This window comes from Pedobacter sp. AC464, assembly GCF_979253075.1.
Map to the genome: position 1 here is coordinate 1915631 of NZ_CEEDBV010000001.1, position 13747 is coordinate 1929377.

15 protein-coding genes and 5 tRNA genes are annotated in these 13747 nt (G+C 36.8%); 5 read left to right on the forward strand and 15 right to left on the reverse strand.

Annotated elements, in window-relative coordinates:
• Nucleotides 1–5: 5 nt before the first annotated feature.
• From secE to rpsU, 11 genes are all read right to left on the reverse strand, one after another.
• On the reverse strand, nucleotides 6–203 hold the full coding sequence (secE, locus tag AC0IWT_RS08230; RefSeq protein WP_056092816.1) for a preprotein translocase subunit SecE: 198 nt from the start codon (nucleotides 201–203) through the stop codon (nucleotides 6–8).
• 87 nt (nucleotides 204–290) lie between these two features.
• A tRNA-Trp gene (locus tag AC0IWT_RS08235) sits at nucleotides 291–364 on the reverse strand.
• A gap of 84 nt (nucleotides 365–448) precedes the next feature.
• Entirely contained in the window at nucleotides 449–1636 is a 1188-nt protein-coding gene (gene tuf / locus AC0IWT_RS08240; protein ID WP_056871292.1) for an elongation factor Tu, read from the reverse strand.
• Nucleotides 1637–1763: 127 nt separating this feature from the next.
• A tRNA-Thr gene (locus tag AC0IWT_RS08245) sits at nucleotides 1764–1835 on the reverse strand.
• An 86-nt stretch (nucleotides 1836–1921) separates the two neighbouring features.
• Nucleotides 1922–1994 (reverse strand) — tRNA-Gly (locus AC0IWT_RS08250).
• 84 nt (nucleotides 1995–2078) lie between these two features.
• Nucleotides 2079–2161 (reverse strand) — tRNA-Tyr (locus tag AC0IWT_RS08255).
• A 37-nt stretch (nucleotides 2162–2198) separates the two neighbouring features.
• Nucleotides 2199–2271: transfer RNA gene (locus tag AC0IWT_RS08260), tRNA-Thr, on the reverse strand.
• A 366-nt stretch (nucleotides 2272–2637) separates the two neighbouring features.
• A complete protein-coding gene (locus AC0IWT_RS08265) occupies nucleotides 2638–2868 on the reverse strand; it encodes a hypothetical protein (RefSeq protein WP_471796778.1) in 231 nt (76 codons plus the stop codon).
• A gap of 117 nt (nucleotides 2869–2985) precedes the next feature.
• The gene (hpf, locus tag AC0IWT_RS08270; RefSeq protein WP_471796779.1) at nucleotides 2986–3333 is read right to left on the reverse strand and encodes a ribosome hibernation-promoting factor, HPF/YfiA family; all 348 of its coding nucleotides are present in this window, start codon (nucleotides 3331–3333) and stop codon (nucleotides 2986–2988) included.
• A 14-nt stretch (nucleotides 3334–3347) separates the two neighbouring features.
• Nucleotides 3348–4232 (reverse strand): tyrosine-type recombinase/integrase, encoded by an 885-nt coding sequence (locus AC0IWT_RS08275; RefSeq protein WP_471796780.1) that lies wholly within the window; start codon nucleotides 4230–4232, stop codon nucleotides 3348–3350.
• Nucleotides 4233–4373: 141 nt separating this feature from the next.
• A complete protein-coding gene (gene rpsU, locus AC0IWT_RS08280) occupies nucleotides 4374–4568 on the reverse strand; it encodes a 30S ribosomal protein S21 (RefSeq protein WP_056871296.1) in 195 nt (64 codons plus the stop codon).
• 336 nt (nucleotides 4569–4904) lie between these two features.
• On the opposite strand from rpsU, the gene AC0IWT_RS08285 reads away from it, so the two are divergent.
• On the forward strand, nucleotides 4905–5291 hold the full coding sequence (locus AC0IWT_RS08285) for a hypothetical protein (RefSeq protein WP_471796781.1): 387 nt from the start codon (nucleotides 4905–4907) through the stop codon (nucleotides 5289–5291).
• Nucleotides 5292–5304: 13 nt separating this feature from the next.
• On the opposite strand, the gene AC0IWT_RS08290 is transcribed toward AC0IWT_RS08285, so the two are convergent.
• From AC0IWT_RS08290 to AC0IWT_RS08300, 3 genes are all read right to left on the reverse strand, one after another.
• Entirely contained in the window at nucleotides 5305–5481 is a 177-nt protein-coding gene (locus AC0IWT_RS08290) for a DUF6496 domain-containing protein (protein WP_471796782.1), read from the reverse strand.
• 131 nt (nucleotides 5482–5612) lie between these two features.
• On the reverse strand, nucleotides 5613–6764 hold the full coding sequence (locus AC0IWT_RS08295; protein WP_056871764.1) for an acyl-CoA dehydrogenase family protein: 1152 nt from the start codon (nucleotides 6762–6764) through the stop codon (nucleotides 5613–5615).
• A gap of 207 nt (nucleotides 6765–6971) precedes the next feature.
• A complete protein-coding gene (locus AC0IWT_RS08300; protein WP_471796783.1) occupies nucleotides 6972–7871 on the reverse strand; it encodes a ComEA family DNA-binding protein in 900 nt (299 codons plus the stop codon).
• A 96-nt stretch (nucleotides 7872–7967) separates the two neighbouring features.
• Between AC0IWT_RS08300 and AC0IWT_RS08305 the strand changes: the two genes are divergently transcribed.
• From AC0IWT_RS08305 to AC0IWT_RS08320, 4 genes are all read left to right on the forward strand, one after another.
• Nucleotides 7968–9719, forward strand: coding sequence for a lysophospholipid acyltransferase family protein (locus tag AC0IWT_RS08305; RefSeq protein ID WP_471796784.1), 1752 nt, complete (start codon nucleotides 7968–7970; stop codon nucleotides 9717–9719).
• Between the two features lie 416 nt (nucleotides 9720–10135).
• A complete protein-coding gene (locus tag AC0IWT_RS08310; RefSeq protein WP_471796785.1) occupies nucleotides 10136–11344 on the forward strand; it encodes a hypothetical protein in 1209 nt (402 codons plus the stop codon).
• Between the two features lie 100 nt (nucleotides 11345–11444).
• Complete coding sequence (locus AC0IWT_RS08315; RefSeq protein ID WP_471796786.1) at nucleotides 11445–11720, forward strand: hypothetical protein; 276 nt, start codon at nucleotides 11445–11447, stop codon at nucleotides 11718–11720.
• 188 nt (nucleotides 11721–11908) lie between these two features.
• On the forward strand, nucleotides 11909–12220 hold the full coding sequence (locus AC0IWT_RS08320) for a hypothetical protein (protein WP_471796787.1): 312 nt from the start codon (nucleotides 11909–11911) through the stop codon (nucleotides 12218–12220).
• Nucleotides 12221–12284: 64 nt separating this feature from the next.
• Here AC0IWT_RS08320 and AC0IWT_RS08325 read toward each other — a convergent pair whose 3' ends face one another.
• Entirely contained in the window at nucleotides 12285–13739 is a 1455-nt protein-coding gene (locus tag AC0IWT_RS08325) for a hypothetical protein (protein ID WP_471796788.1), read from the reverse strand.
• Between the last annotated feature and the right edge of the window lie 8 nt (nucleotides 13740–13747).

Below are 13747 nucleotides of genomic sequence, written 5' to 3' on the forward strand. Positions count from 1 at the left end.
GTATATTAATTAGAAAGTGATTTGTAAAAAGTATCTAACACGAATACAGAACCTTTATCCATTGCGAAAATGATTAATGCAATGATTAAAGAGGCTACTAAAACAAGAACCGCCGAATTTTGAAGCTCGCCCCAGGTTGGCCATGTAACCTTCTGGGTCATTTCATCATACGATTCTTTTATAAACTGAACTACTTTAGCCATATCTATTTAAATGATTAAATGATTGGGTTAGTGAATGAACGAATGCTAACATTCTATCCTTGTAACATTCATTAAACAACCATTATTTGGCACGGGAACAAGGATTCGAACCCTGATCAAAGGTTTTGGAGACCTCTATTCTACCGTTGAACTATTCCCGTAATTTAAAAGCAAAGTACTTAAGTATTTCTCAAGCACCTTGCTTTCAATTATTTTCCTTAAGCCCCCGTAGGGGTTTGGGGTTACTATTTTAAAATTTCAGTTACCTGACCAGCACCTACTGTTCTACCACCTTCACGGATAGCGAAACGTAGACCTTTTTCCATTGCGATTGCGTTAATCAATTTAACTGTAATTGTAACGTTATCACCTGGCATTACCATCTCAGTACCTTCAGCTAATGAAATCTCACCAGTTACGTCTGTTGTACGGAAATAGAATTGAGGACGGTATTTGTTGAAGAATGGAGTGTGACGACCACCTTCTGCTTTTGATAATACATAGATCTCAGCTTTGAAATCTGTGTGAGGCGTTACTGAACCTGGTTTACAGATTACCATACCACGACGGATATCAGTTTTCTCAATACCACGTAATAATAAACCAACGTTATCACCAGCTTCACCGTAATCTAAAATTTTACGGAACATCTCAACACCAGTTACTGTAGATTTTAAGTTCTCAGCACCCATACCTAAGATTTCAACCGGATCACCTGAGTTGATTACACCACGCTCAATACGACCAGTAGCAACTGTACCACGACCAGTAATTGAGAATACATCTTCTACAGGCATTAAGAAAGGAAGTTCAGTTAAACGTGGAGGAATTGGAATGTAGTTATCTACAGCTTCCATTAGTTCCATAATTTTTCCAACCCATTTCGGATCGCCGTTTAATCCACCTAAAGCAGAACCTTGGATTACTGGAATGTCATCACCTGGGAATTCATAGAATGATAATAATTCACGAACTTCCATTTCAACTAATTCTAATAACTCAGGATCATCAACCATATCCACTTTGTTCATGAATACAACTAATGAAGGAACACCTACCTGGCGAGCCAATAAGATGTGCTCACGAGTTTGTGGCATTGGACCATCTGTAGCAGCAACAACGATAATTGCACCGTCCATTTGAGCAGCACCAGTTACCATGTTTTTCACGTAATCCGCGTGACCTGGACAGTCAACGTGTGCGTAGTGACGGTTAGCTGTTGAATACTCAACGTGAGCTGTATTGATTGTAATACCTCTTTCTTTTTCCTCTGGAGCAGAGTCAATAGATTCGAATGAACGTGCCTCAGATAAACCTGCATCAGCTAAACATTTTGTAATAGCTGCTGTTAAAGTTGTTTTACCGTGATCGACGTGACCGATTGTACCGATGTTTAAGTGCGGTTTACTGCGGTCAAATTTTTCTTTTGCCATTTTATTTATAACTAATTAGTAGGTTAACTTTTTATTATTTTTTATTTATTGTTTTATTGCAATGCAACACAAAAAACCTTGTCTACTCTGTTTTAATTAACAGATTTAACAAAGCTTCTTTTACCTGAGCCAACTATGGGAATTGAACCCATGACCTCTTCCTTACCAAGGAAGTGCTCTACCGCTGAGCTAAGTCGGCTTTTTATTCAGCTCATTAGTTCAATAGCCTGCCAGTTCGTTAGGTTACAAATGAACCAGTGAACTATTTACTAATGAACTTCCAAGAGCGGAAGACGAGGTTCGAACTCGCGACCTATAGCTTGGAAGGCTATCGCTCTACCAACTGAGCTACTTCCGCTTGCTAATTTACGGTTTTAGATTTATGAATTACGATTGATGGTCTCAATCTAAAATCGTCAATCTAAAATCTACAATCAACTTGTGGGGAGAGAAGGATTCGAACCTTCGAAATCTTGCGATAACAGAGTTACAGTCTGTCCCATTTGGCCGCTCTGGAATCTCCCCAACTTTATCCTAAAATGCGAACACCTTAAAATAACAGAGCCTCCTATCGGAATCGAACCAATGACCTACTGATTACAAGTCAGTTGCTCTACCAGCTGAGCTAAGGAGGCTTTTATTTTTATTGCACCGTTTAAAAAAATGGTTTTCTAAACAAATGAATGCGTATTTTATAAAATATTATACTTTCACAGAACAATCCATTTCGTTATTTGAGGTAACCCCCTTTCCGAATTGGAATGCAAATCTACACATTTATATTTCTATTCAAAATAAATTTAAAAAAAAATTAGCGGGCCTTTAAACCCGCTAATTGCTTATCTAAAATTAGAAAAAATATTTGCTTAGTAATCAGATGTTTCAGCAAGAGTTGACAGTGTTTTCTGCTGAATTTTTTTTTACATTATTTGTTAGTACCTGGCAATTGGATTTTTCAAAAATAAAACCGTGCCTTCAAAATGTCCAAAAAAAAGAAATTGTTACGGTAAATATTGATAGGTGAAAATTGATAACGCTATTAAAAATATACCGCCCACCAAAAGGTACACCCTTTTATTCTTTTGCAAAAACAACGAAATCAATCCTAACAAAATAGCTGTCGACAGCATCAAAATACTTACCCCGTAACTTAGTTTCCAGATGCTGGTTGCCAGGAGATAAATTACAAATGGTAAAATGCCAATGCTTTTCAATGCTAAATTCTTATTCATAGGTAACGTTCCGGTTGAATTGGTGATAATTTAATCTTCTATTACAAATCATGTAAATCCGTCCAAACAAAAAACGGCATAAATTACTTTATGCCGTTTTTATAATGGTATGGTTAATTAGTAATCAGATATTTCACTATCAATTAAAACAGTTTTCTGTTCACTAATTTTTTTTCTTGTTTTTTCTTTATGCTTGGTAATCTGCTTTCTTAATGATTCGATTGCCAAATCCGTGGCTTCCTCAAATGATTTACATTGTTCTTTAGCGAATAACGTTCCACCCGGTACAATCAGCTTTATCTCACTGATTTTATTGGCTTCATCTTCTACGTTCTCTAACTTTAAATACACTTCACCACTAATTATCTGGTCAAAAAACTGATCGAGCTTATTGGCCTTCTTCTGTATAAAGTCTAACAACTTACTGTCTGCACTGAAGTGGATTGATTGAACTCCGATTTTCATTTTTCCTCCTTTTTTTACGCCTTTGGATGGGCTTGTTTATAAATTGTTTTTAATCTTTCGATTGAATTGTGTGTGTAAACCTGTGTAGCGGCTAAGCTGGCATGACCTAACAACTCCTTAATTGCATTTAAATCTGCACCGGCATTGAGCAAACTGGTTGCATAACTATGGCGAAGTACATGCGGACTCTTTTTATCATGAGTTGACACGTATTTTAGGTAAGAACTTACAATGCGGTATATTAACTTAGGGTAAGCAGCCGCACCATTATTGGTAACGACTAAGTTTGGCAAATTGTTATCAAAACTTTGCAACTTTTTTAATTCGATGTAACTATCTAATTGATTTACAAGTTGTTTGTTTATGGGAATAATGCGCTCTTTATTACGTTTACCCAAAACTTTAATCGTATTTGAGAAAACATCGAAATCTGTTTCCTTTAGGTTAATTAACTCGGCCAGCCGCATGCCCGTACCAAAAAGCAATTCGATTACAAGATGATTTCTTTTTGAATAAAAATCATCGTTAAAAAAGGTTTCAGAATCCAGCAGGTGATCAAGCTTTTGACTTTCTACAAAAACCGGCAAGCGTTTAGGAATTTTCGGCGCTTTAATTAAAACCATCGGGTTTTGTTCGGCTCTACCTTCACGTATCAGAAACTTATAAAAGCTGCGCAGAGAAGATATTTTTCGGTTGATGCTGTTTTCTGATGATTTTTCTTCCATCAAATCAACCATAAAACTCCGCACGTGGGTATGCTTAATGTCTAAAAAATTTAAACCATAAGTATCGGCAATGTACTTTTCAAACTGAACCAAATCAGCCTTGTAGGAGGTTATGGTATGCTGAGAATAGCGTTTCTCGTGAAGTAAATATGTTAAAAAACCGTTCAGCAACATTTATTATAAATTAGTAGCCCACTAAGATTGAAGTTACTAATTGTTTTAATATTAAGAAATTATAAACAGAAAATTTTACACAAAAAAAATGCCTTCAGAAAACACTGAAGGCACTTAATATTAATGTATATATCTTTGAAACTATACGGTTGTATCCTGGTTCATATTCTGAATGTAAACAGCATGTTTAATTTCAGTACGACGAGCTACAGATTTTTTCTCGTATGCCTGACGGCTACGCAGTTCTCTCAATACACCAGTTTTTTCGAATTTCTTCTTGAAACGTTTAAGGGCTTTATCTAATGATTCGCCGTCTTTAATGTTGATAATAATCATAACGCTGAAATACCTCCTCTCGTGGTTTTTAAATTTTCCTTATTGTAAGGGATGCAAATGTAAGCAAATTATTGAAACTCAGAAACGTTTTTGCGAAAAAAAACATTAACGAATCTCATACACATAAACTTAATTGCTGCTGTAAAATGCCTGGAAAATTATTGCCTCCTGTTTTTTTTAAATCCTGTTGTAGAAACCCTTTTTTAAAACTTGAAAAAATCAGGTGTTTCTTCTAAAAACATTTTTTAAATCATTACACGGCAAGTGAAAACATATTATTGTTTAACTGAATTAATTATTTTCTTTTTATACATTTAGATCTTAAATAAACAACAAATGACTACAGGAAAAAAAGTTATTTCAATCATTGCAGTAATTGCAATTCTTCTACTGGCTGGCTTAGCTTATTATCGTTATTTCTTCGTTTTTGGCGAAGGTGTTAAAGCTGGAGAACTTAACTATGTTGTTAAAAAAGGCTACATGTTTAAAACATACGAAGGTAAACTAATTCAAAGCGGCATAAAATCAAGGCAGACAGGAACCTTACAAAATAACGAATTTGAGTTTTCTATTGGCAGTAAAGCAATTGCCGAAAAAATGATGGCCAATAGTGGTAACTTTTATGAATTGCATTACAAAGAATACAAAAATACTTTACCCTGGAGAGGCTTCTCGGTTTATGTTGTAGACAGCATTCTTTCTGTAAAAGATTTACCCCAGTAATTAAGTCTTTAAATTAGCTTTTCTTTTTAGGAACCTTTGCACCTTCTTTTCTGGCTTCTGATAAGCCTATTGCCACCGCTTGTTTTTTAGATGTTACTTTTTTGCCAGAACCACTTTTGAGCTTGCCTTCTTTCATTTCGTGCATGGTTTGCTCTACCTTTTCACCAGCTTTTTCTGAGTACTTTGCCATATTTTTTAGTTTTTCATTGAAAACAACTTGTAAAATATTTTAGTTTGAAAAAAACAGACAAAAAAAATCCGGAGGTTGTTACCTTCCGGATTACTCATAAATATATTTGGTTGTCAATATTTTGATTAAGCTTAGCCTAAAATTTCTCTGGCAATTACAATTTTCTGAATTTCTGAAGTCCCCTCGCCTATTGTACATAATTTACTGTCGCGGTAAAACTTTTCTACAGGAAAATCTTTAGTGTAGCCGTAACCACCAAAAATCTGCACTGCTTCGGTTGATACCTTTACGGCAACTTCCGACGAAAAATATTTAGCCATTGCCGATTCCTTTGTCATTGGCAGGTGTCTGTTTTTTAAATCAGCCGCCTGGCGAATCAAAAGTTCCGATGCTTCAATCTCTGTCGCCATATCTGCAAGTTTAAAACTAATGGCCTGAAAACTCGAAATTGGTTGCCCAAATTGCTGGCGTTGTTTCGAATAAGAAACCGCAGCATCAAAAGCACCTTTCGCAATGCCTAAACCTAATGCAGCAATTGAAATTCTTCCGCCATCTAAAACTTTCATGGCCTGCTTAAAACCCTCGCCAACATTTCCAAGCAAATTTGCCTTTGGAACGCGGCAGTTATCAAAAATCATCTCTGTGGTTTCAGATGCCCGCATTCCTAATTTATTCTCTTTCTTACCGGCAGAAAATCCTGGCGTACCACGTTCAACCACAATTGCCGAAATTCCTTTCGAGCTTCCCTGCTCGCCCGTACGTACCATTACAACGGCAACATCGCCGCTTTTTCCATGGGTTATCCAGTTCTTCGAACCATTAATTATATAGTCATCACCATCTTCAACAGCTGTTGTCATCATCCGCAGTGCGTCAGAACCAGTATTGGCCTCAGTTAAACCCCAGGCGCCAATCCACTCGGCAGTTGCTAATTTTGGCAACCACTTTTTCTTCTGCTCATCGTTACCAAAAGCCAAAATATGGCCGGTACAAAGCGAGTTGTGGGCGGCCACCGATAAGCCGATAGAACCACAAACTCTGGCAACTTCTACAATTACATCTACATATTCCTGGTAGCCCAAACCTGAGCCACCGTACTCTTCGGGCACTAAAACGCCCATCAACCCCATCTCCCCCAATTGCTTAAATAAATCTACCGGAAAGAATTGTGCCTCATCCCATTCCATTATATTCGGGCGGATGTGTTTCTCGGCAAAATCCCGAACCATCGCCTTTACATTTACCTGTGTTTCAGTTTCTGAAAAATTATAGCTTACGCTCATTAATTTATATTTTATGGTTAGTGGCGGCAATGATAAACAATTATTTTTTAGTTATTTCCTATTTAAAATTCGCACAAATGCAGAACGAAATGGTATTGGGTTCAATTACCCGATCTGCCAATTTTAACACATAAAAAAACTGGTTTTTTTCTTGTAAATAATTTAAATTATTTTTCTATCTCAACCGAACGATAAAGCGTTTAGCAACTAAAAAGTAATGTAAGGCGTAATTTTATCGATAATCTGAGGCGTAAGAATAGCCACTTTTCTCAAATCACTCAATCCAGCATAGTTGCCATGCTGTTTGCGGTATTGAATAATTGCATTAATTTGTTTGTAAGATAGATAAGGTGATGACTTTAATGCACTAAAGTCAGCGGTATTGATATTAAGTGTCTTAACTGACGATGCATTTATCGTTATCTGGTCTTTTATTTCTGCATACTTTACCGAATCTAAGCCATAAACTTCCAGAAGTTGTTCCTTTTTGTAGAAACCACCTAAACGCTCCCGATATTTTAAAATCCTGGTTGCGAAAGCCGGCCCAATGCCTCTTATCTGGTCCAAACCGGCAGAATCGGCTTGGTTAAGCTCAACGATAACAAGCGCCTTTTTAACATACTCTTTTTTCTCGTATTGAAAATCTTTTCCTGCAAATGATGGCTCTTTATTTTCTATTTCTACATATGGCAAAAGCTTCTTATACATCGCGGGCGAAATGGTATACATCTTTTGCAAATCTTCTGCTTTGTAAAACTTACCGCCTTTGTTTCTGTAATTTACGATAGACTGCGCTTGCTTTGTCGATAAACCAAGTGTTTGCCACTCTTCCGAACTGATTTTATTGGGATCGAATTTAAATAACCTTGAGCTGGTCTTAATTCCTGCATTTTCGATTCTATCGCGGGTGTAGTACGAACTTTCCTCGTCGGTAATTGTTATTTTTTTAATTGCTGCCGATAAAGCCGGCTCATCTTCATCAACAGGCTTATAATAATTGTACGCTAAGGGAGAAATTTTTAAAAGGAGAATAATTACAGTTAAAAACACTAAGCCATTGAATTCGCCTTTGCTGAAACCAAAATGTTTGTTAAGCCAAATTCTCATAATATGATATGACGTGTGTATTATAAATATAAATCTTATTTTTGGGATTGCAAAACACCTTACTGTTACGCAATATCAACAAGCTAAAATTTTTTTATGAAGATTATTACTACCTCAGAGTTTGCGAAGGCGACGAAGATAGATAAGTTAGGCGTTCCCGGTTTGGCAGGTTTGATGATGGAAATCATGAAACTGAACGATATTAACGACGTTTTCTCTCAGAACCAGCACTTTAAAGGCTTAGAATTCGTTGATAAAATACTGGAAACCATTGGTGTTTCAATTGATTTTGATGAAGATGAACTAAACAGTATCCCTAGAACCGGACCATTTATTGCGATTGCAAATCATCCATACGGAGGCGTAGAAGGCTTGGCGCTCGTTAAACTTTTGTGCACGGTTCGCCCGGATGCGAAGGTTATGGTTAACTTCATTTTGAAAAAGATTCCAAACTTAGATGAATTTTTCGTGGCGGTTAACCCCTTCGAAAACGTACAGCATTCATCAAGCATTAGTGGCTTAAAAACAACTTTCGATCTTTTAAGGAACGGTACGCCGATAGGAATTTTTCCCGCTGGTGAAGTTTCGACGTTTAAACTGGATGCACAACAGGTTACCGATAGAATGTGGCACCCGGTTGTAGGCAAATTAATAGCGAAAGCAAAGGTACCGGTGGTACCCATCTACTTTCACGGCAATAATGGTGTTTTCTTCAACATTTTAAGTTTCATCCATCCAACGCTTAGAACGGCAAAGTTACCATCCGAGTTTCTGAACAAGCATGGCCGCACCATTCGTGTGAGGATAGGAAAAGCTATCGGACTTGATGAAATTTCTCACATGAACAAAACCAATAAGTTAATGGACTTTTTAAGAGCCCGTACTTATGCATTAGGTGTTGGTTTAGACACAGAAAAGAAACTTTTTAATCCACTCAAACTCTTTAAGATTAAAAAGAAACCGGTAGAGGTTATCGAAGAAACATCGAGGGTTTTGATAAAAGAGGAAGTGACAACGCTGGACGATTTTAAAGTGTGGACGGAAAAGAACTATGAGGTTTATATCGTGCCAACGCTAAAAATTCCAAACATTTTAAGAGAAATTGGCCGTTTGCGTGAAATTACTTTTAGAGAGGTTGGTGAGGGTACAAATAAAAAAATAGACTTAGATAATTACGATATTTATTATAACCACCTTTTTATCTGGGATAAAGAACTTGAAAATATTGTTGGCGCTTATCGCATTGGCAAAGGCGACGAAATTTTGGAAAGTATGGGTCGCAGAGGTTTTTATCTTTCAGAGCTATTTAAAATGAAAGACCAGTTTTACCCTATGTTACGGCAAGGTATCGAGTTGGGCCGCTCCTGGATAAGGAAAGAGTACCAGGGTAAACCGCTTCCACTTTTCTTGCTTTGGAAAGGGATTTTAAAATACCTTATCGATAATCCTCAATACCGCTACATGTTTGGTCCGGTGAGTATTAGCAATAGTTTTTCTAAATTTAGTAAGGCACTTATTGTCGATTACATCACCAAAAACCATTTCGATTATGAGATGGCCAAATATGTAAAACCAAGAAACAAATTTAAGGCAGATTTATTGCCGATTTCGACCGATACTTTGGTTGATAGCAGCGATTCTTTTAAAGACTTAGATAGCATAATTGGCGACATCGAAAACTCACACATCAAAGTTCCTGTGCTTTTGCGCCAGTATATGAACCTGAACGCAAAAATCATTTCATTTAACATCGACCCAAAATTTTCTGATTGCTTAGATGGCTTTCTGGTTGTAGATACACATAACATCCCGCCAGAGATGATAGAAAAATTAGGCAAGAACCTTTAGATTATAAAATAGAAAAACCCGGATATCCATCCGGGTTTTTTCTTATCAACTAACCTAAACTTTTTTATAAATACTAACCAAGTAATTTATAATGCAAATATGAGGTTACATCATTAGCTAAATATTAAGGGAATGTTATAAAATCGAAAGTCCCGGAAAGAAATTAGATCCATAACTACTGCCCAAAAAAGGAAATGCAGGCCTATCAACTCCTGCAAATCCATTCACTCATTCGTTCGGTTATATTTACGGTAAAAGTTGCGGTATGGTTTCTTTCGATTGATACTAAGCGCTGACCCATAACATTTTAGAATTTCAGATTACCTGCGTGTTAACCGATTTAACTTTTTTAACATAAAGAAATTGTTGTTTTAATATTAATTTTAAGTAAATTTAATATTACCAAATATTTCAAGTTGAAAAGCAGCACCAATAAATTTTCTTTAATTTTAGTGTTAAGCATTTGCTTCGTACTGGTTTTTTGTGAAACGAAGGCTGCTAACTACTCCGTCGACTTTTACAACGGAACGTTTAATTTTTCTGCAGATTCATCAATTATTGTCGCTACACCCTTAAACGCAACTTCTGAAACGGTAAATAGTTTTTACAACACCATCAACGCCGGAAACTATGCCGGTTTAACTACCGCTTTAACAGCTTATAGAGAAAAGTATAAACTGAACGACTGGATCTATTACCAGCTTATTCGAAAAACTGCTGAATTGTTAAGTCCGAAGTTGAAAAATTATAGCCAATACACCTTATACAAATGGTTTCTGTTAAACAAGTGTGGCTATGATGCCCGTTTAGCAGTTGGAAATGGGCAAATTATATTTTATGTAAAAAACAGTGAAGACATCAGTGACATTCCGTTTTTTATGGTAGATGATAATAAATATATGTGCCTTAATTACCATGATTATGGCAAACTTTTTCAACAATCGGGTGCGTATAAACCGGTGAGCATTGCAATACCAGAGGGCGTAAATTCATTTTCATATAAAGTTACCCGAATGCCCGATTTTAAGCCGGAAACCTATTCTGAAAAGGATGTAGATTTCAGCTACAAGCATCAAACCTATCATTTCAAGTTAAAAGTTAACGATGCAGTTCGGGCAATTTTTGCGAATTATCCTGGGGTAGATTTCGAATCATATTTTAACATTCCACTCAGTCGGGAAACTTACAGTTCCTTAATTCCGATATTGAAGAACAATGTAAAAAAGCTGGATCAAAAAAAGGGTGTAGACTATTTAATGCGTTTCACCAGATATGCTTTTTTGTATGAGAATGACCAGGATAACTTCGGAAGGGAAAAACGTTTATCGCCAGAGCAAACATTATTAACTAAATATAGCGATTGCGATGACAGGGCCGCATTATTTTTCTACCTGGTAAAAGAGATTTATAACCTGCCAATGGTGGCACTTTTATATCCAACACACCTAAGTATGGCAGTTCAATTTGATAAACCGGTTAAAGGAGATTACTTAATTTATCAGGGCAAAAAGTATGTTTTCTGCGAACCTACGCCACAATTGCAGGATTTGAAGGTTGGGGAAACAGCCACAAAACTAAAGGATGTTGAGTATAAAATCGTCTACAATTATAACCCGTCGAAATAAATTTAATATTAAATTAATGTTAAGCTAACGTTATAAAATCAACAACAAGCCCGCATTGGTATTTTTTAGGCTATTTTTATCGTTCAAAAAAAACATTCCTATGCAGCCTGTAATTTATACCGTTTTGAAAGAGTACTTCACAGAAATACATACTCACCCAATAAAGGCCCGGATTATGTCGCCAGTAAACAAGGAAGAAGTTTTTGTATTTCAAACAAGCTTATTTTATAAAAATTATAACAGCAGCGACCCATACGAACCATCAGCGTCGTTTACGTCTTTCGCGACTGCAGAACGGCATTTGCTTCAGTACCTTGAAGAATTTCAAAGCGCTTTAGATATGGGTGGAAGCATTGCAAAGGGCTCCGGCATATAAATGATCTATTGATTTAAGTTCTTGGCCGTCTAAAAACACGCTTGATTTGTCCTAGAAGCATTTTTTATCGGATTATACAGTTTTCTAGAAAATTAGCTGTTTGTTAAGGCTTTAAATTACACTTAACATAATCATAATATTAACTTAACATCACGATATTTTATCTTTGAGGAAATCCTGATTGTTAAATGAAAAAGAATAAATCTAAGTCGAAAAATCACTCGGCGAGTAAAAAACTGCGTAAAGAATTAGAATTGAGGCTGACAACTGCAATTAGCGAAATTGTTAATCAATTTGGAAAAGCAAAAAAACCTGAAAAAGTTATTGAGAAATTTGCGAAACAACTTTCCAAAAAAATCAGTATCGCCCCGGCAGAAGATTCAATAGCTTCATTTATTAAAGAAGAGCAGGTTGCTCCACTCGTAATTAAAGAAAAAGCAGTAAAACCGGTAGCCGTTAAAGTATCCGCGTCGAAAGCGAAAAAAGAAGTTTCAGAGTAAAATAAAACAAAAAGCCGGAGCATAATTAAATGCTCCGGCTTTATTATTTTACAAAGTTTTTATTTTATTTAACTGCTCCTGGCGTAGTATACGCTAAGCTTTGAGCATCCACTTCTGCCCAACCCGAAGCCCAGTTTTCAGCACCAAATGCACCTTTATAAGCTACCGGAGTAAAGAAAGAACCAGAAACTTTAGCATTTGTAAAAGCAGCTCCTGTTGCAGCAGGCGATCCATTTAACAGAGTGAAATTAGCCGTACCCAATGTAGCACCAGCACCGAAATCACTATAGTATAAATATGGGTTTGTGTATATCGCTGATGCAAAAGAGGTTTGAGCGAAAATGTTGTCAACACGTAATTTAGCTTCGATTGCTACGGCCGCCGCTGCATTGCTAACACTAACTTCAGTGCCTTTTGTACCATAAATCAGGTTATTTGCGATAACCATATTTCCACTTGTAAAGTTTGCTGATGTAGAATTAGCCGTTACAACCTTAGTATCATCAATGTATAAGCCAATTGGGAAACCAGCAATAACCGAATTTAAGATACTGATTGAAGAGTTACGACGAATTTGCGCACCATGGAAAAAGTTTGCGTTGAATGCACCACCAGCAGCCTTAATCGGACCAAGTACGGTTACGTTAGAGAAAACAGCAGACGTTTTTGGCGTTTGATCAGTTCCTGTTCCATTGTTATCAGATTCAAAACCGTTAGATTGAGATTGATCCGCAACAGTAGAAACACGCTGCGCTAAAGCAAACTGAACATTACCTGCATAACCGAAATCTGTATCGAAATCGTCATCCCATGTTCCGATAGCCAATAAGTGTTTCGCGTTAACTGTACCACCAAACCATTCGAAAGCATCATCGCCAGAGCGGTAAACCTGGATATAATCAAGTGTAGTACCGTTACCAACGCCACCCATTGTTAAACCATTAATCTCGTTATCAACTGAATAGGCAATACCAGCATATTCAATACGAACGTATTTCATCGTTCCTGAGTTATCTGCTGCATCAGTACCACCATAGTAAATGTACAATTTCTCGTCTTTTCCTGTTGGCTGAACTAATCCACCTTCAATTTTAACGTCAGTACCTTGGTTAACCGGTGCTTTACCCAATAAGATAACGCCACCCCAATCACCCTGGCTACGAGCGCCTGAGGCCAAAGCCGAAGTGAAAACAATCGGTTTGTCTACCGTACCCGTTGCATTAATTTTCGCACCGCGGGTTACAATTAAAGTACCTTTTGTTGCCTTGTCGCCTTTTATAATTGTGCCTGGCTCAATTGTTAAAGTTGCGCCGTTGCTTACAAAAACAAATCCTTTTAATAAATAAATCTTGCTTGCAGACCATGTGGTGTTAGCCGAAATCTCGCCGGTTACTTCAACCACACCAGTTGCCGTACCACCTGGAGTTTCTGTAGAAGGACCTTCCACAATTACATTTTTTTTACACGACGTTGAAAATAAAACTACCGATAAAGCGAGTAGTATAAATTGGTTTTTCATTTTTTTTG

Bases quoted from the DNA above. Each gene is read 5' to 3' on its own strand.
- AC0IWT_RS08305 (WP_471796784.1), top strand. From the start codon at position 7,968: ATGAAGATTATTACTACCTCAGAGTTTGCGAAGGCGACGAAGATAGAT.
- AC0IWT_RS08325 (WP_471796788.1), bottom strand. From the start codon at position 13,739: ATGAAAAACCAATTTATACTACTCGCTTTATCGGTAGTTTTATTTTCA.
- hpf (WP_471796779.1), bottom strand. From the start codon at position 3,333: ATGAAAATCGGAGTTCAATCAATCCACTTCAGTGCAGACAGTAAGTTG.
- AC0IWT_RS08285 (WP_471796781.1), top strand. From the start codon at position 4,905: ATGACTACAGGAAAAAAAGTTATTTCAATCATTGCAGTAATTGCAATT.
- rpsU (WP_056871296.1), bottom strand. From the start codon at position 4,568: ATGATTATTATCAACATTAAAGACGGCGAATCATTAGATAAAGCCCTT.
- tuf (WP_056871292.1), bottom strand. From the start codon at position 1,636: ATGGCAAAAGAAAAATTTGACCGCAGTAAACCGCACTTAAACATCGGT.
- AC0IWT_RS08275 (WP_471796780.1), bottom strand. From the start codon at position 4,232: ATGTTGCTGAACGGTTTTTTAACATATTTACTTCACGAGAAACGCTAT.
- secE (WP_056092816.1), bottom strand. From the start codon at position 203: ATGGCTAAAGTAGTTCAGTTTATAAAAGAATCGTATGATGAAATGACC.
- AC0IWT_RS08315 (WP_471796786.1), top strand. From the start codon at position 11,445: ATGCAGCCTGTAATTTATACCGTTTTGAAAGAGTACTTCACAGAAATA.
- AC0IWT_RS08295 (WP_056871764.1), bottom strand. From the start codon at position 6,764: ATGAGCGTAAGCTATAATTTTTCAGAAACTGAAACACAGGTAAATGTA.
- AC0IWT_RS08320 (WP_471796787.1), top strand. From the start codon at position 11,909: ATGAAAAAGAATAAATCTAAGTCGAAAAATCACTCGGCGAGTAAAAAA.
- AC0IWT_RS08265 (WP_471796778.1), bottom strand. From the start codon at position 2,868: ATGAATAAGAATTTAGCATTGAAAAGCATTGGCATTTTACCATTTGTA.
- AC0IWT_RS08290 (WP_471796782.1), bottom strand. From the start codon at position 5,481: ATGGCAAAGTACTCAGAAAAAGCTGGTGAAAAGGTAGAGCAAACCATG.
- AC0IWT_RS08300 (WP_471796783.1), bottom strand. From the start codon at position 7,871: ATGAGAATTTGGCTTAACAAACATTTTGGTTTCAGCAAAGGCGAATTC.